Below are 22,012 nucleotides of genomic sequence, written 5' to 3'. Positions count from 1 at the left end.
TTCGGTATGTGCGGTATCGCCGGCATCTTCCATAGGGACGGTCGTCCAGCGTCGATCAGGACGCTCACGGCCATGACCGATATCATTGCTCATCGGGGCCCCGACGGCCAAGGCCATTATTGTGATGGCCCCGTTGGGCTCGGTCATCGGCGCTTGTCGATCATTGACCTGACGGATGCCGCGCGTCAGCCGATGGAGACGCAGGATGGCCGATATGTCCTGACCTACAATGGCGAGATCTACAATTTCAAGGAATTGAAGGTCCAGCTTTCAGCGCGCGGACATCGTTTCAACTCGACGGGCGACAGTGAAGTCTTGCTGCACGCCTTTGCCGAATGGGGGCTCGACGCTCTCCTGAAATTCAACGGCATGTTTGCCTTTGCAATTTGGGATACGGAGGAGCGGCGGCTGACGATTGCGCGTGATCGGTTCGGGGTGAAACCGGTCTACTATGCCGAGATCGATGGCGTGTTTCTGTTTGCCTCCGAGATCAAGGCATTTCGGGCCTATCCCCGCTTCACGGCGCGTCCCGATGCGAAGGGCTTGGCTGAGTATCTGACATTCCAGAACTTCTTTACCGAGCGCACTATTTTCGAGGGAGCTCGGCTGCTTCCAGCTGGCTGCTACATTCAGATCGGCCTCGACGGCCGAGATAGCGTGGTGCCTAGGCGCTATTGGGACTTCAGTTTCGAGGAGCCTTGCGGGACTGTCGATGAGGCCGAAGTCGTTGAGGAGCTTGATCGTCTGTTTCGTCAGGCGGTCAACCGACAGTTGGTGAGCGACGTCGAGGTTGGTTCTTACCTGTCCGGAGGCATGGACTCAGGCTCGATCACGGCGCTGGCTGCGGCGCAATTGCCGTTCATGCGGACTTTCACGATCGGCTTTGATCTGAACTCGGCCTCGGGCGTCGAACTTGGCTACGATGAGCGGGCCAAGGCCGAATACATGTCCTATCTCTTCAAGACCGAGCACTATGAGATGGTCTTGAAGGCGGGCGACATGGAGCGAGCCCTGCCTAGCCTTGCCTGGCATCTTGAAGAACCGCGCGTCGGCCAGTCCTACCCCAACTACTATGCGGCCAAGCTGGCTTCGAAGTTCGGAAAGGTGGTCCTGTCCGGCACCGGGGGCGACGAGCTCTTTGCGGGCTATCCCTGGCGTTACTACCGCGCCGTCGTGAACGACGATTTCGATCACTACGTCCAGAAGTATTTCGGTTTCTGGCAGCGCCTGGTGCCCGCCGACGTGCTGCCGCGACTCCTCGCCCCGGTCTGGAACGACGCGAAGGATGTGTCGCCGGAGGACATCTTCCGCAACGTATTCCATGAGCACGCCGCGACGCTGACGCGTCCGGAAGATTACGTCAATCACTCGCTGTACTTTGAGGCCAAGACGTTTCTCAACGGACTATTGGTCGTCGACGACAAGCTGGCAATGGCGCATGGACTGGAGAGCAGGGTACCTTTCCTGGACAATGACCTGGCCGACTTCGCGATGCGGCTGCCAGCGCATATGAAGCTTGGAAACCTGACCGACGTCGTCTCGCTCAACGAGAACGAGCCGGGCGGAAAGGCCGAGCGCTATTACCAGCGCACGCGGGACGGCAAGCTCGCACTTCGCACGATGATGGAACGTCATATCCCGGCTGATGTTGCGAGCCGGGAGAAGCAAGGGTTTTCAGCGCCGGACGCCAGCTGGTTCAAGGGCGAAAGCATTGAATATGTGAGGCGAAGGGTGATGAACCCGCAAGCCAAGATCTACAGCCTGCTGGATTACGAGGTCGTCAAGAATCTGGTCGATGACCATCTTGGGGGCCGTCAAAATCGCCGCTTGCTGATCTGGTCACTGCTCAATCTGGAGCAGTTAATGGACGCGTATTTCTGATGGAATACCAGAGCGAACTCGATATTCAGTCGCATCGGCTCGGCCTCGCCGGCGTATTGAGTCCCAGGGCTTTTCTTCTGAATCTGGTTGAGGGGCTGAGGTTGCTGCGGAGGTCGCGAAAGCTCGCGGCGGCAATGGCGGTACGCGAACTTCGGTCGCGCTATTCCGGGCAATTCGCTGGCGCATTCTGGATCGTTGGCCACCCGATCTTCCAGATGCTGGTTTTTATATTCGTCTTCGGCGTGGTGTTTAAGCAGCGGATCGGTGGCACGGTCGAGCTCCCGCGCGACTACACCACCTATATCCTGTCCGGCCTGGTCCCGTGGCTCACGCTCAGCTCCGCTCTGCCAGGCCTTTGTTCATCGGTTCTCAGCAATTCGACGCTGGTCAAGCAGTTCACCTTCCAGACCGAAGTCCTGCCGATCAAGGATGTGCTGATTTCCATGGTGTTCTGGATGGTCGGCATGGTGCTGACCGCGATTTACGAGGTCGCGGTCAACGGATCCTTGCCCTGGACTTACCTGCTGCTCCCCTTCGTGTTGGGACTTAATCTGCTTTTCGCGATCGGGTTGGGCTGGATGCTGTCGGCGGTCGGCGTGTTCGTTCGCGACATGAAAGATATCGCCGCGGTTCTGGTGACGGCCGGAATTTACATTCTTCCCGTCGTTTATCTGCCGGCGTGGGTGCCGCGTCTCTTTCGTCCGTTCGTTGAGTTCAACCCATTCAGTTCGTTGATCTGGGTCTATCAGGACGCGATCTATTTCGGACGAATCGAACACCCTGGCGCATGGATATTCTTTGCTGCAATGTCTTTGCTGGTTTTTTCCTTCGGCTTCCGACTGTTTCAAGCGTTGAAGCCATACTTCGGTAAGGTCCTATGACGACTGCGATCTCGGTCTCGGACCTGAGCGTTGCTTACAAGCTCTACTCCAAGCCTTCAGACATTCTGCGCGAGGCACTGTTCGGAGGACGGCGCCACGACACGTTCTGGGCGTTGAGGGACGTATCACTGACGATCGCAGAAGGAGAGCGCGTCGGCATTATTGGACCGAACGGCGCAGGGAAAAGCACGCTCCTAAAGGTGATCGCCGGCAACCTGACACCGACCAGCGGTCGGGTGTCGGTTCACGGAAAAATTTCTTCTCTGCTGAGCATGGTTCCGGCATGGAACGAGGAAATGAGCGGCATCGAGAATGCACGTTTCAATCTCGCCATGCAGGGAGCGTCGGATCGGCAAATCGGGACGATGTTGGAAGACATCGCGGACTTCACGGAATTGGGCGCCTTTCTTTCGCGGCCGGTCAAGACCTACAGTACGGGTATGGGCGCGCGGCTTTCGTTTGCGATCGCCACCGCTTTGGATCCCGAGATCCTTATTATCGACGAGGTGCTTGGCACCGGCGATGGGTACTTTGCCGCCAAGGCCGCGGCGCGAATGAAGAAGTTTTGCGAGCGCGGACGCGCCTTGCTCTTCGTCAGTCACTCGACCCATCACGTCCGAACCATGTGCCAGCGGTGCATCTGGATCGAAAACGGCAACGTCCGCCTGTCAGGGCCAGCCGAAACCGTGGTCCGCCAGTACGAAGAGGATATGCTTCGAAAGGACGAGGCTGCAAACCGCGAGGGAAACAAGGCGCGAATCGAGAAGTCGTTGCACCTCGTTTCCCCGGAGGACCTCAAGGTTGATGACCTCTGGTGTATTCGGGTGCGCCCGATGAATGATCTCCACCTTTCGCAAACGCATTACATCAAGGACATCGGCGTTGCGATTGATGGCGCAAAATTCGACGTACCTCTCGAAATCCTCGATATCAGGCGACCGGATGTTGCGGCCGCACTCGACACCTTGTCGTGCGAGTGGGGTCGAATGTTCGACAGGTTGGGTGAGCCGAGCAGAATTCTGTCTTCCAAGATAGGCGTCCGCAAAGGAGGCTACATCCTCGTCAGACGCGCGCCCGGTTCGAGTGGCCCCGTTTCGATCCAGTGTTCATTTGAGCATTCATGTGCTGACGGCGACGAGCAGCTGACGGCCGACGTGCTGAATATTGCCGACGGAGAGTGGTCGCGGCTCGATCTGCGCGCGCGAGAGAAGCAGAAAGACGGATGGCAGCGGGTCGTCGTCGGCGGAAAGGTGCAAGTACCTAGCGAGACTGCGCACCGGGCTCTCGTGGAACGTTCCACGGAAGAGCACCGGCTTCCGGTGGAAATTGTCAGCGTAACGGTCCGAGCGGCAAGCGGCGCCCTGTTTCATCTGCGGGAGAATGAACCGTTCAAGATTCAAGTTGCGCTCAAACGCAACGAACCGGTCGATACGCTGAATGCGAGCATCAACATATTCCGATCGGATGGCGTGTACGTTTTCTATCAGGCAAGCTGCTTCGACCGGACCCTCGGGGCGGCCGATGAGGTCGACCTGGTGGAATTCGAGTTCGATCCCAATCCGCTCGGGGCTGGCGAATACGAGATCAATACGTTCGTGACAAACTCGTTCTCCGCGGAAACGGGGCCGCCATCGGATATCTATGACAAGCGTATTGGGGAGCGCTTCACGGTTGCGCTGAACCGGCCGTTCGCTGGCGGGCTCGTTAACGTGAAAGTGCCGGTGAGCTTCTCTGCCAAGGACCAGGTTGCAAGCGAAAGAGAGATGCAGTGATCAAGCTGGCATTCTGCAACGATTGCGATCTGCAGACCTGGGAGGGATACCGTTCGGTGCACGCCACCCTGGACGGAATGGGAATACCGGCCGGCGATTCGTTCTGGTTGTTCGACCCTTCCGGTCGGGACATGGGCCTGTTTCGCCGCGACTGCACCGAAAAAGGTCCTCGCCACGACGAGATCCTTGAGGAGGTCCGGGCTGGCCGAATCGACGTGTTTCATAGCGCCGGTCAATATTCGAGCCGGTTTGGTGGAGGATTGAGGCCCGATCGCAAGGCGATTGGCCAGGCAGTCGAGTACTTGGCGAAGCACGCCCGGATTCCCCGCGTCTGGACGAACCATGGCGATGAGCTTTGTGTAGACAACATCGCCGGCAGCAGTGCTCCGAGATATCGTTTAGGGGATGATCCCGCTTCGGACTGCTATATCCTGGATCTGTTTCTCGACGCGGGCGTGAAGTACTTTTGGACCGATGAAAGGTTGATCGTCCATCCTGGGACCCCGGCTCGCCTCGTCGCGCCCGAGCGCACGCGCAGCGGACACACCATCCAGGTGTTCACCCGCTTCATGGGCGTCATGCCATGGGCGCCGAACGGTCAGAACTTCCAGCTTCAACTCAATGACGACAATCTAAATCATTGGCTCGCCAACGATCAAAACATAATTATCTATCAGCATTGGGGATGTCACCACGACGAGAACCGCTGGGCGTATGCGCCAGACGGTCATCCGTTGACTGAAGAGTCAGTCCGCGCGCTGGAATGGCTGAACAGCAAGCGGACGGACGGCAAGATAGAGGTGGTCCGTCTCGCCGACTTGCTGGATGAGGAGGCCAGCAAGGCGCCGATCGTCGAGATCGATAGAATAGCCCGCATATATTCACGAGACCGGGCGAGCGATGCCGACCAGCATTACTACGTGCAGTTTCACACCCACACGGCTCCTTACTTTCAGTCTCGCATAGACCATCTGAATCCCAGGGGGCAGCGAGCGCTCGACGCAGGATGCGGGGTCGGGCAGTGGTCACTGTGCCTTACCGAGCGCTTCGATGAAGTGGTCGGGTTCGACTCGAGTGCGGACGCCATTGCCATGGGCCAACGCATCGCGCAGGCCGCGCGCGTCGACATCGACTTTTCAGTTCGCGACATCTACGCCTCCGGTTATCCGGATGACCATTTCGACTTCGCGATATGTTACGGGGTCATCTTCCTCGTGCAGTCGATCCCCGCCCTGAAGGAGCTTTACCGCGTGTTGAAACCCGGAGCGTCGTGCTTCCTGTCGGTGAACGGGGATGGATGGTATCAATATCTCGTCGAGGATCGTCTAAAAGATCGTGCTGACGAGGAGAGGCAGCTTTACGTCGAAGCGCTATGCAATGCGTATGTGGCGCGCTGTGGTGGTGTGCGCAGCTTGCGGGCGCGCTCGCGCCTCTTGGAGAAGCTCAAGCGTGTCCTGAATAGCCGGGATCGCGAGGCTTTGGTCGAGCTGCTTCCTACCCTCGCTCTCGATGAGAATCGAAAGCAAGTGGCAGAGACAATTCAGCGCTTTTCAGATTACACTCTGTTCGCATTGGCCAATACCATCCTGAAGCGCGTTGGATGGGCCAGTCCGTCGAAGAAGCAAGCGGACGTCACGCTGGAAGAATACGTCAAGCAACGATTGCGACCGGTGCGGGCGTGGTTGCGAAATCGCCTTCGGGGCACAAGCGGCGAGCAAGCGCTCGATACGACGGATATTCCTCTTTATAATAGGCCATACGGCCCGGAAGAGTTCGAGCGGATCGCACAATCCGTCGGCTTTACGAACTTCCGTTGGGGGCGCGACGCTTCGTTGTCGTTGGATTCGGACAGAGCGGACTCGCAGATAAGACCTTTGCATGATCTCCATTTTCAGGGGAATTTGCGGGTCTGGGAGTGCATCGTGACCAAGCCAATGATGCCTGCTTCGTCTCGCGGTTCAGAGGGACGATAGCAGAAGCGCGCACGTGCTGATCAACTGCCGCGGTACTGAGAAAATATGGTGAGTGGAGTGCTCCAGAAACGTTTCGTGGTGCTCGGAGGTCCGGGCGATGGTCTTGTCGTTGCAGAGGCATTGCATCACGCCGCGCGGGCCGGTCATGCGGTTGAGCTCGTGGGCTTCCTCAACGATGTGTTGCCCCCCGGTGAAATCCTTCAGGGCGTGCCGGTTCTCGGACGGTTCGAGGATTGGAGAAAGCTGGACAACGACATTCTGTTCTCTCCGGCGGTTCAGAAGGTGAAAGATATGCAGGCGCGCGTGGCGCGCATCAATAGCCTTGAAATTCCAGAGGAGCGCTGGGGTACCGTTGTCCATCCCAGTGCAGTGGTCTCGTCCGACGTCGTGATCGGACCGGGAGCATTTGTTGCATCGTGCGCGACTGTTCAGCCGGAATCCCGCATAGGAAGGTTTGCCAGCTTGCGTGCAGGCGCCATGCTGGGGCACCATTGCGTCGTCGAAGACCATGGCTATGTTGGCCCCAACGCAACGATGTGCGGTCGCAGCACGGTGGGATTTGGCGCGCATCTCGGCCCGGGTTCGGTTTTGCTCGACAGCAAAAAGTTGGGTGAGTTTTCAGTGGTGGGTATTGCGGCAGCGGTGACAAAAGACGTGCCCGACCGCTGGGTTGTGTTCGGCAATCCGGCTGTCCGGGTCGGAACGATCGCGCGGCTGTCGGACCAGCGGTAGAGTGTTGTCGGCGTTGTCATGAGCAAGGCGGCGGAGGGAGCGTTGAGCGGACCCAAGTTCAAGATCGGGTTGTTTTCCCTTAATGCCAGCGGCGGCATCGCGATGACCCGGGTGCCTGAACGATGGCGCGCAGAATGGGATGACATCGCCGAGGTCGCGCGGATGGCCGATCGCGCGGGCCTGGATTTTCTGCTGCCGCTTCAACGTTGGCGGGGCTACGGCGGCGAGACGGATCCGCGCGGCTGGTGCATGGAGACGATGACGCATGCGGCCGCACTGTCGGGAATGACGGAAAGAATCGCGCTTTTTGCAACGGTCCAGGTTTCAATCGTTCACCCGGCCTGGGCAGCACGCGCAATCGCAACCCTCGACCAGGCGTCGCATGGCCGAGCCGGCCTGAATGTCGTGTGCGGCTGGAACGCAAAAGACTTTGCCATGTTTGGACGCAGCGACGTCGGTGTCGATCGTCGCTATGACCAAGGCGAAGAATGGATGAAGATCTTCTCGCGGCTGGTCCAGGGAGAAGCTCCCTTCGACTTCGAAGGCGAATTCTTTCAGGTGCGTGGCGCTCATTGTTCGCCGATTTGCGTCCAGCCGGGGGGGCCGGTACTGATGTCCGCGGCGTTCACGCAGACAGGGCGGACGTTCGCGGCTCGTCACTGTAACGTGCTGTTTACGACCGTTTCGAACATTGAAAATGGAAAACGCCACGTTGCCCAGTTGAAGGAAGAATCGGACCGCTTCGATCGTGCAATTGATGTTTGCACACCGCTGCACGTTGTCTGTCGCGAAACGACATCCGAAGCCGTAGAGTACTATGACCGTTTCGCCAAAACTTTCGCAGATACCGACGCTGTGAATGCCTATATCGCTGAGAATTCCGACGCCGGAAAGCCGGCCCTTGCTGCGGCAATGAAACTCCAGAAAAAGAGGATTGCTGGCGGCTTCGGAAGCCTCGGAGTTGTGGGATCTGCGCAGGCGGTTGCTGATCAGCTGATCGAGCTGCAGGCCGCGGGCTTTTCCGGAGTGTCGGTCTCCTTTGTCGATTTTAAGAACGAGCTGCCGTTCTTTTTGAGCGAAGTTCTACCGAAACTCGAAAAGGCGGGCATTCGGTAAATGTCGAGATCTGGAGTCGGCCGCCCCCAAAAGTGGCCCTGCTCAATGTCGCAGAAGAGTTTGAAAGGTGAGATATGACAGACGTTCGTCAAAGCATCGTTGATATCATTAACAAGGTCGTCAAGCCGAGCAGTCCTATTGGGCAGGATCCCGACCAATCATTGTTGGCGGGCGAGCTCGATTCGCTCGACTATGCGAGCGTGTTGATGGCCGTTGAAGACAGGTTCGACGTCTCGCTTCAGGACGTCGAGGTCGAGGAGATAAACACGATCAACAAACTGGCGAGCCACGTCACCAGGATGAAGAAGTCGAACTAGAATGGTCCGTCCTCCCCAGCTCCTGGTCGTAGATGACCTTACGGCATCACGCGCGCTAACCGTGGAGGATGTTGTCGTGGGCGACGCCGTCGAGCAGCGCGTTGTATTTAACCAGGAGATGCGCGACGCATTTCGAATCGTCGCAAACGATCGCGCTCCGGTTCATGACGATGAGCGATTCTCGCGCGATCGCGGCTTCGGCCAGCCAATACTTCAGGGCATGTGCGTTGCAACTCGTTTCTCCAGGCTCATCGGAATGTATCTGCCTGGGGAGCATGCGATCCTCGAAAAGGTTGACCTCAAATTTCGTCGGCCTACCTTCCTGGGGCAAGAGATCGCCTTCAAGGTTACAGTCTCGCGCGTCCTTCGTCCGATGCGCGTCATCAGGGTCGACTTGTCGGCTGTCTCCGACTTGGGAGAACAGCTTTCTGGTGAAGCGCAATGTCTGATGCGTTGAGAAAGTCGCATATCGCTGATCTTTTCGAAAGACTTGCGAAGCGGGGCAACGCTCCCGCGCTGATTGCGCATGAAGGTGTCGCCAGCTGCGACGCTATCCTGAACGAGGTCGACGTTTGGGTTCGGAGTTTGCAAGCGCAGGGCATCGCTCGGGGCGACATTTGTGGATTCGCCGGAGACTACAATCTGGCGACCGTCAGCCTTATGCTTGCGCTGATGAAGATTGGCGCGGTGCTCACGCCCTTCAGCCTGCAAATGGCGGGCGAACGCGAGCAGCTGGCAGAAATTGCAGGAACACAGTGGTTTGTGGATCCGAGCACGAGGGCGGTAACTCGTGAGCCAAAGCGATCGGCTGCGTCTCCCCTGATCGACCAGCTGAGAGCCAGGGAGCATGCCGGGCTGATCGTCTTTACGTCGGGCTCGTCTGGCAAGCCCAAGGCAATCTTGCATGACGTCGAACGAGTTGCCTCCAAGTTTTCCACGGCGCGAAAACCGTGGCGGATGCTGCTCATGCTGCTCATGGACCATTTCGGTGGGTTCAACACGCTTCTCGCCTGCCTGTTCGACGGCGGCGTAGGTATTTGCGTCGGGGATCGCTCGCCGCAGAACGTCTGTCGGTCGATCGAGGCGTTTCGGGCTGAGCTTCTACCCACCACGCCGACGTTCCTTGGGTTGTTGATCGGATCGGGCATTTGGAAGAACTACGATCTCTCTTCGCTGAAGCTCATCACCTACGGCGCGGAGCCCATGCCTCCGTCAATTCTGCAGAAGATTGCGCAGATCGTTCCGGATGCGGAGCTTAAGCAAACCTATGGCCTTTCAGAACTCGGAGTTCTGCGTTCTAGCTCGCCTGACGCCGGGTCGCTTTGGCTGAAGATTGGCGGCAACGGCTTCGAGACGCGTGTAGTGGACGGCGAGCTCCATATCCGCTCGTCGTCGTCGATGCTTGGTTATCTGAACGCGCCCAGTCCCATTGACGAAAGCGGCTGGATGAACACGGGGGATCTGGTCGAGCAGCAAGGCGATCTCATTCGCTTTGTCGGGCGAAGGAGCGACATTATCAATGTCGGCGGGCAGAAGGTGTTTCCGACCGAGGTTGAAAGTGTCGTGCTCGAGGTCGAGGGTATCTTGGACGTCCTTGTCACGGGGATGCCGCATCGTTTGCTCGGAAATGCCGTCATTGCCCAAGTGGCGATTGCGTCATCATCCACTCCCGAGGAAATCGTCGAAAGGGCCCGCGACCATTGTCGCGAGCGTCTGCAGAAGTTCAAGGTCCCGCTCAAATTCGAGATCGTCGAGCGGGAATCGCTGTCTAGTTCTAGATCGAAGAAGATAAGAAACCGAGGAACCACGAAGTGAGTGCTTCAAGACCCCAGGTTGTTTTGGTCAGTGGCGGAAGCCGCGGCCTCGGGCTGGCTATCGTCGAGAGATTGTTGACCGAGGGGCACAGCGTGGCGACTTTCAGTCGACGCGCATCTCCGGAGCTGGAGCGCCTCCTTCAGCTCTATCCCGACCGGCTGAAATTTGCGGCCGCCGATATGGGGCAGCCGGAACACTTTCGAGAATTGGTCAGAGGATTTGAGAAGCAGCTCGGGCCGCTCACGGGTCTGGTCAACAATGCCGGAATCGTAGCCGAAGAGCTGCTGGCAAGACAGAATGCAGATGACATCAGTCGCCTGCTTTCCGTCAATCTGGCCGGACCACTGCTCCTTACGCGCGCCGCCATCAGAGGCATGATGGTCGTTGGCTACGGTAGGATCGTGAACATCAGTTCGATCGTGAGCGTCAGTGGCTACAAGGGGACGGTTGCCTATTCGGCCACAAAGGGCGGCGTAAATGCGATGACGCGGGCGCTGGCGCGAGAGCTCGGTGGGCGCCAGATAACGGTGAATAGTGTGGCGCCAGGCTACATGAAGACGGATCTCGTCGCCGACATGGATCCGTCCAAGCTCAAGCAAATCGTGCGACGAACGCCGCTCGGCCGGCCGGGCGATGTCGCGGACGTCGTCGGCGTGGTGATGTTCTTGCTGAGTGACGAAGCAAGATTTGTAACGGGTCAAACCATAGTGGTGGATGGCGGGTTGACCGCCTGACGACCGAGGGTACGGCAAGATGTCTTCCGAGTTTTTCTATAGTCCACCCGCGGCCTTCCGCGGAAGCCGGGACTATATTCACTCGACGGACATCTACCAGCAGATCATCGACGGGGCGTTGTCGAACGGATGGAGTATCGGCGGTCCAATGGACCTTCGTATAAACCGCAAGATGACCAGGCAAGTCGTTTACCACTACTCCAGCGCTCCTTCTGCCGCGGCGAAATCAGCCGGGGCCGTCGGGTTGATCGAGCTCAACGGCAAGACGTGGCAGGTCGCGTTGCAGGACAGCGGCGATCCGGTCGGCGACATCAAGCCTTATGACGAGGCGCAGATCTGGAATTCTGCAGAGCTGGGTGACCTTGAGGTCAGTCTTGATCGCGATGTAGGCATGCAGCCGATTGAGGTCGTTACTGCCTTGGCGGTCCATCTGCACAAGCAGCGCCTGACCCCTGCGCAGGGACGTCGGTGGTTGCTTGCCCGCCTTGAGTTGGAGCGCCTGCTGACAAAAGAGGATGCCTCTCATACCAAGATCGTCATTGATCGCAGGATTGGGAGTGGCACTACAAGATCGCAGATCCAGGCCGCAGGCCACCACATCGGCGCAATGACCTTCATTCAAGGCTGATGCTGATTTGACAGCGCACCACGGAAGCCGCAGTCGCGGCCGATGCGTGGGGCGTCCTTCGAGAGCAGAGAAATGAACATCACCGAACCGAGCTTCGACGAGAACGAGATCGCACTGTTGAGAGAGTGTTTGGATTCGAAGTGGGTGACGCAAGGCCCCATGACGGAGCGGTTCGAACTGCTTTTTGCGAAGCGGCACGAAATCAAACATGTGATGGCCTGCACTTCTTGCACCGCGGCGCTTCACCTGGCGACGCTGGCATTGCAGCTTGGTCCGGGAGACGAGGTGATCGTTCCTGCGTTCACCTGGGTGACGAGTGCTCATTGTGCCGAATATGTCGGCGCGAAGCCAGTGTTCGTCGACATTGACTTGTCGACGTACAATCTTGACCCCGACGCGTTGAGGGCGGCGATCACGCCGCGGACGAAGGCGATCGTTGCGGTCCACCTGTTCGGGCTCGCTGCGCCCATGGACGAGATCAGAGAGATCGCCGAGCCTCGTGGCATCGCCATCATCGAGGATGCCGCGTGCGCCATTGGGACGACGTACAAGGGCAGGCCGGTCGGTGCTCTCGGCGATATCGGCTGCTTTTCGTTTCATCCGCGCAAAGCAATCACGACCGGTGAGGGAGGAGCGGTGACAACCGATCGCGATGATCTTGCGGAGCGTGTGCGGTCACAGCGCAATCACGGTTCGACGGGGGTGCCTGATCCATCGATCGAACCTCGTGGTCCCTGGACCATGGCGACTTTCGAGAATCTCGGCTTCAATCTACGATTGTCCGACATTCAGGCGGCTGTGGGTGTGGCGCAGATGGGCAAGCTCGACCGATTGCTGGCGGAGCGCCGACGTCTGGGGCATCGATATTCCGAGTTGCTGGCAGGAAACAACGCGATCGCTCGTCCGCTCGGCGGCGACATCGATGGGCACACGTTTCAATCGTACGTTGTTCGCGTGCTCGAGGGCAGTCGCGCGCATCGGAACGCGGTCATGGCGGCGCTGGCCGCCGCAGGAATTCAGACCCGACCGGGGACGCACGCTGTTCATCGGCTCGGCTACTACAAGAACAAGTATGGGCTGCGGCCTGAGGCATTTCCAAATGCCGCCTTGGCTGAGGACACGACAATCACGTTGCCTATCTTTCCGAATATGACGGATGGCGATCAGAGTCGGGTCGTTGATTGCATCAATCGAGCTTGCGCCTAGAGGAAGCAGAGGCTCTCACAGTGTCTTCGAAGCTATTAGCGCAGTTGGCCGGTCGTGTGTTCAGACGGGAGCCAACGAGCTTCTCGCATCTGCTTCGGTTCGCAACAGGGAATCAAAGGTTCCGAGTGGCGCTTTCTTCGCTTACTCCGAGGTGGCGGATAGGCCGGATAGGCCGGATAGAATACGCAATCGTTGAAAACTTGAACAGGGTTGTCGCGCAGCAAGATTACCACCTTCTTGCCTTGATGCTGGACGCGCTGCGACCATTCCTGGACCCTGGCCAGTCCCCGGAGGCGATCGAGTTCTGGGATGCCCTGGCTGCCGACTGCCGGGTGATCTCGCAACACAGAATGCAGCAAGGAGAGTTAAAGTCTCTTTGGGGTGTCACGCCGATCGTGAATTTGTCCGCCGGCGTCGCAGCCGATCGCTCGTTAGGCTTGACCTCTTGTTCGGTCGTATTCACGACCTATCACACGTCTTCCAATTTCGATTACACATTCGCCAAGCTGCAAGAACGCGTGATTACGGAGCGCGGCGAAGACCTGTTCTTGTTTCGCTGGCTGTTTTTGATCTGGGCTCTGATCAATTTCGATATTTTTCACCTTTATAACGATCGCGGCCTCATAGAGCCGGCCGGCGGGTATGGAAGTCCGAGTTTTGGAATTGCGATCCAGGAGATGGATATCTACCGAAGCGCCGGAAAACGCCTCTACACCTACGCCTATGGAGCGGATCATCGAACGCGCGAAAAGACCCTTGCGCTGGGGAATTGGACGTTCTGTTCCGAATGCCCGGAGATTGGAGCGTTTTGTGTCTGTGATGACGTCGGCGGCGCCGCCATGCTGAAGGCGATCAGTGAACGAGCGACGGCAGTCATTGCGCATGGACTTGCGATGAAGCTCATTCCCGGCGCGATAAATATTCCATATCTGGCGGTGGACTCACGCAAATTGTCTCCTCGCCAGAGTTCCAATCGCCGCGCTGACAAGTTCATCGTCGGACATTTTCCAAACCACGGATATTTCAAGGGTACAAAATACCTGGAACAAGCAATCGGTAGTTTGAAGGCGGAAGGATACGAAGTCGAGCTCTTGCTTCTGAGTGGAAAGCCTCAAGAGGACATTCTGCGGGCAATGCGGGAGATCGATGTTCTCGTCGATCAGCTCGTCAGTGGATCGTTTGGCTTGACCTCTGTCGAGGCTATGGCGATAGGTTGCCCCGTTATTTGTTATCTGCACGACGAGGTTGCCGTCGCAGATCGTGAATCATGTCCGATCATCGAAGCCAACCCGAATACGATCAAAGATGTTCTACGCGATCTGATATCGGACCGGGCTCGGCTCGCGGCGGTGACTGAAGCGGGCCCTCGATATGTCGAGAGGAACTACTCGATTGACGCTCTCAGTGGTCATCTCGCAAAGCTCTACGTCGCGACTGCTGAATTGCCCAAGATACTACAGGCGAAAATTGGACCTCGCGCTCGGTCCTGAGTTCCCGATGAGTGACGCAGGGATGACAATGGCAATAAAGCTTGCGGTGACCCACAATGTTGGCATTGAGTGAAGGCATGCTCGGGCAACTCAAGTCGATGATCAAGCGGTATCCGCCGCTCGCCCGGACATTACGTCCGGTCCATTCCTGGCTCGTTCGTCTGCGGAGTTCCGCCGTTCATCTTCCCAAGCGGATCGCGAATGCGCGGGTTCCGAGTTTGCGCGAGATGGCGGAGGGGCGGGCCGAGCGGATAGCGACTGCCGCACTTCCGAGTATGAGTGAGGTGGCCGAGGGGCGCGCGTGGAACGGGCGTATTGGTCGCAGCGCCGTCGGTCGCGATGTCACGATGCTGGTTGTCTCGGATCTGCGCATCGATCCCCGGGTTGAAAGGGAGGCAAGAGCGCTTGCGTCGGCGGGATTTGCCGTCACAGTCATCTGTCCGGAACTCCATGATGGTGCAGGTGCTGCTGCGAATCTGGACTGGGGCACGGGCGCTTCCATACGCCATATCCATTGGTCGGCGGCTTCATTCATGATGAAGCAACCCGGCTATTTTGCTGATTTGCTCTATCAGGAGGCGATCAAGACGAAGCCGTTCGCATTTCATGGGCATGATTTGTCCACGGCTTATGCTGCGATGGCGGCTGCGAGATTTCACGGTTCCCATTTGGTCGTCGATTTTCACGAATGGTTTTCGGAGAACGTCCATTGGGATGCCGACAAGTCCATTTGGGTCCCCTATCAGGGCGACTGGAAGCAGCAGCTTCAGCAACTGGAAACCCGTTGCCTCACTGAAGCCTCTGCCACAATTACAGTGTGCGACTCGATCGCCGATGCGATGGAAGCGGAGCTTGGGGGAACACGGCCGGTCGTGATCCGCAATATTCCAGACGTGTCGAGGACGACATCGCGCAACTATCCGCCGCTGAAGCAACAACTTGGGCTGCCTGAATCGTGCTTCGTATTGTTGTGGCAGGGAGGCACCGGTCCGACGCGCCTGATCGAGCCGATCATAGAGGCTCTGGCCCATGTCCCGGAATGTGTCTTCGTTATCAGGGGCCCTTCTTTGGATCTTTTCGGAGCCGACTATCTTTCCTTGGCGGAACGGGTCGGAGTAGCGGACCGGGTCAAACTAGAGCCTCCGGTTCCATCAGGTGACGTCGTTGCCGCCGCCAGAGGGGCCGATGCAGGGATATGGACGCTCCCGGCGCTATGTCGCAATTTCACCTTCGCGCTCCCGAACAAGATATTTGAATATCTAGCTGCGGATCTTCCCGTGCTCGTCGCGCACTATCCGGAGGCGAAACGCTTGGTTCTGGAGCGCGAGGTCGGGTTGGCCTTCGATCCGTATGATCCGCAATCGATTGCGCAGTCGATAAAGCGCCTTATGCAGGATGAGCCATTCCGCATGAGGTGTGCCGCCAACACGAGAACAGCCTTGGCGCAGTTGGATGCAGCGTCCGAATGGCGCAAGCTGGTCGCGCTTTACGGTAGCCTGCCCGCTGCAAATAGTTCAGCGCAGGCGCTCCGCAAATGAAACGGTTTGCACGGCGCATTGTGCCTCAGCGCGTTCGTGCGTGGTTCCGTCCGTATATCAGGTGGTCGGTCATTGGGCTGACGGATCCGGCATCGGCGCGAATGGCTCTTTCGCGGAGGGCCTTGAGACTTTCGGTCGCGATCGGGACCGTCTTGTCGAGGAGAATGCTGAGGCTTGCAGTCCGCTTTGGACCAATGCTTGGCCGAATTCGAATGCGGCAGGGATGGGTTCGGAGCTTGTGGGGCGTAACGCCGATTCTAACGCTTCCGTTGAAGGCCCAAGCGGATCGCGCGCTTGGTTTTTCTTCGACCTCGCTCGTCTACGTGACCTACGTCATTACCTCGAATTTCGATATCAATCTCGAACGCCCATATGCTCTGGCGTTGAAGTGGGGGCAGGGCGCCTCTTTCCAACGTCTGGTCCTTGCCTGGGCTCTGCTTCGTTACGACGTGTTTCACCTCTTCGCCGATCGCGGTCTGCTGGATTCGGACGTCCGGCTACAGATCAATTTCGAGGAGCTCGCGGCGTTACGCGATGCGAGAAAGCGCGTCTATATTTACACCTATGGTGCGGACGTCCGGACCAGGAACAAGACGTTGGCCCTGGGCAGATGGAACTTCTGCGTCGATTGCACAGAACCACCAAAATATTGTGTTTGCCACGATGCCGAGCTGCAGCAATACCTCGCCAAACTCGAAAAGTATGCAACTGCGATAGTGTCGCTTGGTGACATGCTCACCTACGTTCCGGGCGCAAAGCACATCAATTACTGGCCCTTGGCTCTGGACCGGTTCAAGGCCATCGATTCGGCTGTCGTAGCCGGGCCACTGCGAATCGCACACGCACCCAATCACACGCATTTCAAAGGCTCAAAATACCTCGAGCAGGCAATCGAGAGGCTGAGAGCTCAGGGATACGAGATCGAATATCGAAAGATTCAGGGCGTCAACAACGCCGAAGTTATCGCGCTGTTTGCGGCGAGCGACGTCGTTGCCGATCAATTCGTCGGCGGAGCCTACGGCTATACAGCGCTCGAAGCGATGGCGCTCGGCAAGCCCGTGCTGAGCTTCGTGAGAGGCAGGGATCTGGTCGAAGCACCGGAAGAATGTCCCATCATCAACGCAACCCCGGATGACCTCGATCAGGTTCTGCTTTGGATCATCCGTAATCGGGAAATCCTTCATGCCATCGGCGCCCAGGGCAGGCGCTACGTCGAGCGATGGCACTGTGTATCGGCGGTCGCCGCGCGACTTGGTCAACTCTATTGCGACACCGCGGAGTTTCCGCCGATCGTCGTCAATCGCATTCGCGAAATGCAGGAGCTGGAGGATAACCGACGGAGCTCGATTTCAACTGTCAACGGCTGGCAACATCCCTTTCCGGTCGGTGGGCAGCTTGTCGAAGCGAAAGTCGGGGAGCGGTCGGCTCGCTCTTGATCGGCCTCCACGAAGAATTCTCAGCGGCTACGACCGAAATGTCGAGCAGGATCGCACTGATACGAGATGACGGCTTCGATTGGTATCGCGCCTTTCAGCGGCGGCATGGGCGAGCTTTGCGGGTGTTGCATGTCGGTAATATCGCAAACAACGCGTTCAACAATGCGAGGATCCAGCGTCAACACGGAGTCGAGGCTTACGTCTTGGCTTACGAAAACTATCACATCATGGCCTGCCCCGAATGGGAGGAGGCGACCTTCGAGGGCGATCTTGGCGATCCCTTCTTTCCTGATTGGTCCAGCGTGGATCTAGGGGGCTACCATCGACCGAATTGGTTTGCGTCGGGTCCCCTTAAGCTCTGCTGTTCGATGATCGAAGCGGAAGTCACAGGGAACTCGGATCGAGCGGCGCAGCTTCGCGATGCATTGGATCGTGCTCGAAGGAAAGTATCTTCGCAAACCACATACGCACGCGCAATGCGCTATGGCCTGAGAGCGAAGCGCTTCGGCTGGCGCTCGGGCTTTCGAGCATTGCAACTGGTTTGGGGTGGGGACCAGCAATCGAAGCTGGCACGACAGTCAGACATCTCACGACAGGCGATGAAGCCAAGATCCCCACTACGCGAAGGGGATCTTACCGTGTATCGAGCCCGGCTAGCGCCTCTGCTGCCACTCTTTGCTCATTTTGATGTTGTCCAGGCCTACTCGACGGATGGCGCCTGGCCGTTATTGGCGCGTCATCCCTACGTCGCCTACGAACACGGGACGCTCAGAGCGCTTCCCTTCGGGGATGACAGCCTTGGACGTTTGACGAGAGCCGTCTTCCTTGGGGCGGAGCACGTGCTGGTAACCAATATCGATTGTCTTTCCGCGGCAAAGCGCCTCGGGATTCCAGCGAAACGGATCACTCCTCTTCCTCACGCATTCGACGACAAGAAACTTGTTGATTTCAAAATCGCGAACGAGCAAGAGTCTCCTCCTAAGGATCGGATCGTATTCTTTCATCCGGCAAGGCATGACTGGAGAGACGCCGATCCCAGCCTGGTCAAGGGGAACGACAGGTTGATCCGAGCTTTCGCGGCCGTGGCTCGCGAAGACGGCAGATTGCGATTGGTGATGATCGCGTGGGGACGCGATCTCCAGGCATCGCGCGAGCTCATCCGTAGCCTTGGATTGGAGGACAAGGTGACCTGGCTGGAACCGATGCGCAAACCCCAACTTTGGCAAGCGTATCTGTCGAGTCACGCGGTGCTGGACCAATTTGTTCTTCCCTCGTTCGGGGGGATAACATTCGAAGCCTTGGCACTCGGAAGGCCGGTCATCACCAATATTGATCGCGCTTCGGCGGAGGAGTTTTTTTCTGAGGCGCCCCCTATAGTCGCGGCATCCACTGAGAGCGAGATTGCCGCGGCGCTCCGCCAAATCGCCTCCGATCCGAGTGACGCGCAGCGGATCGGCGATGCGGGGAGTGCCTGGATCCGACGCTTTCACTCAGCGGAGCGGATTGTCGAGCTGCAATTGCGAGCCTATCAGAAACTCGTCGAGATCGGACGCGAGCAGCGCTCCTCGTCAAATGGCGTTGCTCGAAACGGCGTTCAGCTCTAGAGCGGTTTCGTCGGATTAATCGGTACCTTCCCACTTGTCTTCGCTGGATAAATGCCCTTGGTTGCAAACATGAGAGTTCTCCATGGACCAGTGAACGTCGGCAATCAGCCTTGGACCCTTTCGAGGGCCGAGCGGGAGTTGGGTCTGCAAAGCGACGTCGCCGTCAATTACGGGACTTGGCTGGGCTACCCCGCCGACGTGACCGTGGGCGCCCTCGGGCGAAAGACAATTTCTGAAAAGCTGAGGCGCTTCGCTTTTGGTCTCCGCGCGCCATTCAAATACGACGTCATTCACTACTATTTCGGCCGCAGCTTCTCCCTTTGGGACGATCACGGCATGGCATTCGGTCGACGAGCAGCCCTGGACAATTGGATTCTCCGCGACGTCAAACTCGCAAAGCGGCTCGGGAAGCGCACATTCATGACGCTGCAGGGGTGTGACGCTCGCTTGGCAAAGCGATCCTTCGAGAGAAACAGGTGGACACCTTGCCATCCGGAGCGCTGTGGCGCTTTCGATGCCTGCGTCAAGCAATACGACAGCGATCGCGAAGCAATGGCTCAAACCCTTCTGCCGTTGATGGACCAGGTGTTCTATTTGAACCCCGAGCTTGGGCACTATATCCCAAATGGTGTTTTTCTGCCGTACGCGAACGTCGACGTAAACAACGTCGAGCAACAGCCACCGTCAGGGTCGCGTCGGATCAAGATTGTTCACGCGCCGAGCGATCCAAAAACCAAGGGGACGGATCTGATACTTGCGGCCCTGGATCGGCTTGCCTCGAAATATCAATTCGATCTGATCCTGGTAAAAGGTGTTCCGCACGGGCAAGCGATGGAAATGTATCGAGGTGCGGATCTTGCGATCGATCAGATCCTCTATGGCTGGTATGGTGGATTTGCTGTCGAGTTGATGGCGATGGGGAAGCCAGTGGCGGCCTACATTCGCGAGGAGGACAAGCGCTTCGTGCCTGCTCAGATGTGGGATGAGCTTCCGATACTCGGGCTCGATCCCGACCATCTGGAGCGCGATCTCTCGAAAATTCTTGACCGGCCTGAATTGTTGATCGAACACGGCAGGCGGTCGGCTGATTTTGTCCGCCGGTGGCACGATCCAAGGAAAATTGCAGGAGCGCTGGCAAAACTTTATGCTCATCCTGGAGAGGCGTTGTCCTTCGTCTAGGAAACTCTAGCCCATGGTGATCTAGTCCAATGTCAAGCTCGTCCAATCCGAAGCCATTCACGTTCGAGTACTATCGGTTGCTGCTGCGTACCGCGCTTGATGCCGGCTACAACGTGAGTTCATTCGAGAAATACGATGCCCGCCATGAGCGAACGCTGATTATGCGCCATGACGTCGACTACACGCTCAACGGCGTCAGTCAGCTTGCGGCGATCGAAGCTGACCTGGGAGTTTCCGCTACGTACTTTTTTAGAGTTCACGCGCACGAGTACAATTGTTTCACTCCGCACGTGTATCGCCTCATCCACGGCTTGAGAGGATTGGGGCACGAGATTGGATTGCACTTTGAGGCGATGACAATCGGACGCGCCTTGGAGATGTCGCCTGTTGCGTTGCTACGGAGGGAGAAGGCCGTGCTCGAGGCGATCACGGGCTTTGAGATCAACTCGACGTCCGAGCATCGCGACATCAGCCAGATTGTTCATCAGACCGGAAACTACCACGATAGTTTCGATCCGCTTGAGGCCGGCTTCCGGAACTACGCGCTCGAAAAGCGCTTCTTCAACGAAATGAAATATCTGTCAGACTCGAATGGGTTTTGGCGAGAGGGCGATCCGCTCGTCCACTTCAACAAGCACCCGCGTTTTCAGATATTGGTTCACCCGGACTGGTGGTTCGAGAAGGACCTTCTCCTGAAGGGACCTTATTTCCATGGGCTGGGCAACTAGATGCCGATTGACAGTCCCAAGCTCCTCTATGTGACCTGCGCGGAGAACGGCCTCTACGGCCTTGCGCGGCTGATAGAGGCCGGTGTTGATGTTGCTGCGGTTGTGACGATTACGCCCGAGCTGGCAACAAAATACGCCGTGTCCGGATATGTTGATGTTTTGCCGTGGTGTCTGGCGCACGGATTGCGATGTATCCAGCTGACTGGCGAGTACAAGATCCGCGTCGAAGATGTACAGGCGTTGGACTTCGACCTGCTTGTCGTCAACGGCTGGAATCGGTTGATACCATCGGAAGTCTTTTCTCGCGCGCGATTTGGCGCGCTTGGAATTCACGCAGGTCATCCACCGCTTGGACTGGGCAGAGCGCCGCTCGTCTGGAATATCATAAACGGGCAGTCCGATATTGAGGTCTTCGTATTCCGCTTGACTCCAAATGCAGACGACGGCGACATCATGGCCGCCCAGGTCGTCGAAATAACCGAGCACGACGACGTCCGGACACTTTATGAAAAGGTGATGGACGTTGGGGCGGACTTGTTTCTTGCCGCAATCGGGAAAGTGGTGGCCGGAGAAGGCGGGCAGGCTCAGGACCGTCGCTTTCTGACCCATTATCCGAAGAGGACCGAGGCGGACGGGCTGATCGACTTCACGATGACTGACCGTCAAATTTGCGATTTCATCCGGGCGCAGGTTCCACCTTACCCAGGTGCATTCACATATCTTGGCACCGAGAAGTGGAGAGTTCTCAGAGCGCAGCGATATGATCGTTTCTTGTTCCGAGACCAGCCTCGTACGCCCGGTCGCATTTTGCGCGTCCTTCCGTCTGGCTTCATTGTGCAGACTGGCGCAGCGCCGCTATGGATCAGGCATGCCGTGGTTGACGGCAAAGACGTTGACCCATTGGCGTTGTCCGGCATCGTCGGGCGACGATTTGGCGGCGATCTCAACTAGTTCGATCGACAGAAAGACCGGGCGCCGACTC

Annotated in this window: 19 protein-coding genes; all 19 read left to right on the top strand. The window is 57.7% G+C overall.

Features of this window, described 5'->3' with window-relative positions; translation table 11 throughout:
• The first annotated feature begins 6 nt into the window (after positions 1-6).
• The 19 genes from asnB (at position 7) to L6639_RS30565 (ending at position 21,981) form a co-directional block, all read left to right on the top strand.
• Positions 7-1,881 (top strand): asparagine synthase (glutamine-hydrolyzing), encoded by a 1,875-nt coding sequence (gene asnB, locus L6639_RS30655; RefSeq protein WP_237865106.1) that lies wholly within the window; start codon positions 7-9, stop codon positions 1,879-1,881.
• Entirely contained in the window at positions 1,881-2,762 is an 882-nt protein-coding gene (locus L6639_RS30650; protein WP_237865105.1) for an ABC transporter permease, read from the top strand. Before asnB ends, L6639_RS30650 begins: the two co-directional genes overlap by 1 nt.
• Positions 2,759-4,534, top strand: a complete 1,776-nt coding sequence (locus L6639_RS30645; protein ID WP_237865104.1) for an ABC transporter ATP-binding protein — start codon at positions 2,759-2,761, stop codon at positions 4,532-4,534. Before L6639_RS30650 ends, L6639_RS30645 begins: the two co-directional genes overlap by 4 nt.
• Complete coding sequence (locus tag L6639_RS30640; protein WP_237865102.1) at positions 4,531-6,507, top strand: class I SAM-dependent methyltransferase; 1,977 nt, start codon at positions 4,531-4,533, stop codon at positions 6,505-6,507. The genes L6639_RS30645 and L6639_RS30640 overlap by 4 nt, the downstream gene beginning before the upstream one ends.
• A 57-nt stretch (positions 6,508-6,564) precedes the next feature.
• A complete protein-coding gene (locus L6639_RS30635) occupies positions 6,565-7,239 on the top strand; it encodes an acetyltransferase (RefSeq protein WP_237865100.1) in 675 nt (224 codons plus the stop codon).
• Positions 7,240-7,257: 18 nt separating this feature from the next.
• Positions 7,258-8,355, top strand: a complete 1,098-nt coding sequence (locus tag L6639_RS30630; RefSeq protein ID WP_237865099.1) for an LLM class flavin-dependent oxidoreductase — start codon at positions 7,258-7,260, stop codon at positions 8,353-8,355.
• A gap of 74 nt (positions 8,356-8,429) precedes the next feature.
• Positions 8,430-8,672 (top strand): acyl carrier protein, encoded by a 243-nt coding sequence (locus tag L6639_RS30625; RefSeq protein ID WP_237865098.1) that lies wholly within the window; start codon positions 8,430-8,432, stop codon positions 8,670-8,672.
• A 76-nt stretch (positions 8,673-8,748) separates the two neighbouring features.
• Positions 8,749-9,129, top strand: coding sequence for a MaoC/PaaZ C-terminal domain-containing protein (locus tag L6639_RS30620; protein WP_237865097.1), 381 nt, complete (start codon positions 8,749-8,751; stop codon positions 9,127-9,129).
• The gene (locus L6639_RS30615) at positions 9,114-10,487 is read left to right on the top strand and encodes a class I adenylate-forming enzyme family protein (RefSeq protein WP_237865096.1); all 1,374 of its coding nucleotides are present in this window, start codon (positions 9,114-9,116) and stop codon (positions 10,485-10,487) included. The genes L6639_RS30620 and L6639_RS30615 overlap by 16 nt, the downstream gene beginning before the upstream one ends.
• Positions 10,484-11,221, top strand: coding sequence for an SDR family NAD(P)-dependent oxidoreductase (locus L6639_RS30610; RefSeq protein ID WP_338076565.1), 738 nt, complete (start codon positions 10,484-10,486; stop codon positions 11,219-11,221). Before L6639_RS30615 ends, L6639_RS30610 begins: the two co-directional genes overlap by 4 nt.
• Positions 11,222-11,240: 19 nt before the next feature.
• Positions 11,241-11,849 carry a hypothetical protein gene (locus tag L6639_RS30605; protein ID WP_237865094.1) on the top strand — a complete coding sequence of 203 codons (609 nt, stop codon included), beginning with the start codon at positions 11,241-11,243 and terminating at the stop codon, positions 11,847-11,849.
• 72 nt (positions 11,850-11,921) lie between these two features.
• On the top strand, positions 11,922-13,055 hold the full coding sequence (locus tag L6639_RS30600; RefSeq protein WP_237865093.1) for a DegT/DnrJ/EryC1/StrS family aminotransferase: 1,134 nt from the start codon (positions 11,922-11,924) through the stop codon (positions 13,053-13,055).
• A 200-nt stretch (positions 13,056-13,255) separates the two neighbouring features.
• Positions 13,256-14,545: a glycosyltransferase gene (locus tag L6639_RS30595; RefSeq protein WP_237865092.1), complete on the top strand. Its 1,290-nt coding sequence runs from the start codon at positions 13,256-13,258 to the stop codon at positions 14,543-14,545.
• A 56-nt stretch (positions 14,546-14,601) separates the two neighbouring features.
• Positions 14,602-16,083, top strand: coding sequence for a glycosyltransferase (locus L6639_RS30590; protein WP_237865091.1), 1,482 nt, complete (start codon positions 14,602-14,604; stop codon positions 16,081-16,083).
• A gap of 236 nt (positions 16,084-16,319) precedes the next feature.
• Positions 16,320-17,519, top strand: a complete 1,200-nt coding sequence (locus L6639_RS30585) for a glycosyltransferase (protein WP_237865090.1) — start codon at positions 16,320-16,322, stop codon at positions 17,517-17,519.
• 38 nt (positions 17,520-17,557) lie between these two features.
• Positions 17,558-19,123 carry a glycosyltransferase family 4 protein gene (locus L6639_RS30580; RefSeq protein WP_237865089.1) on the top strand — a complete coding sequence of 522 codons (1,566 nt, stop codon included), beginning with the start codon at positions 17,558-17,560 and terminating at the stop codon, positions 19,121-19,123.
• A gap of 90 nt (positions 19,124-19,213) precedes the next feature.
• Entirely contained in the window at positions 19,214-20,302 is a 1,089-nt protein-coding gene (locus tag L6639_RS30575) for a glycosyltransferase (RefSeq protein ID WP_237865088.1), read from the top strand.
• A 29-nt stretch (positions 20,303-20,331) separates the two neighbouring features.
• A complete protein-coding gene (locus tag L6639_RS30570; protein ID WP_237865087.1) occupies positions 20,332-21,030 on the top strand; it encodes a polysaccharide deacetylase family protein in 699 nt (232 codons plus the stop codon).
• Positions 21,031-21,981: a methionyl-tRNA formyltransferase gene (locus tag L6639_RS30565; protein WP_237865086.1), complete on the top strand. Its 951-nt coding sequence runs from the start codon at positions 21,031-21,033 to the stop codon at positions 21,979-21,981.
• Positions 21,982-22,012: the final 31 nt, after the last annotated feature.

Origin of the sequence: Bradyrhizobium zhengyangense (genome assembly GCF_022012555.1) — a bacterium.
GTDB lineage: Bacteria > Pseudomonadota > Alphaproteobacteria > Rhizobiales > Xanthobacteraceae > Bradyrhizobium > Bradyrhizobium zhengyangense.
Note: the sequence above shows the minus strand (reverse complement) of the source record. Positions and strands in the feature narration are given on the sequence as shown.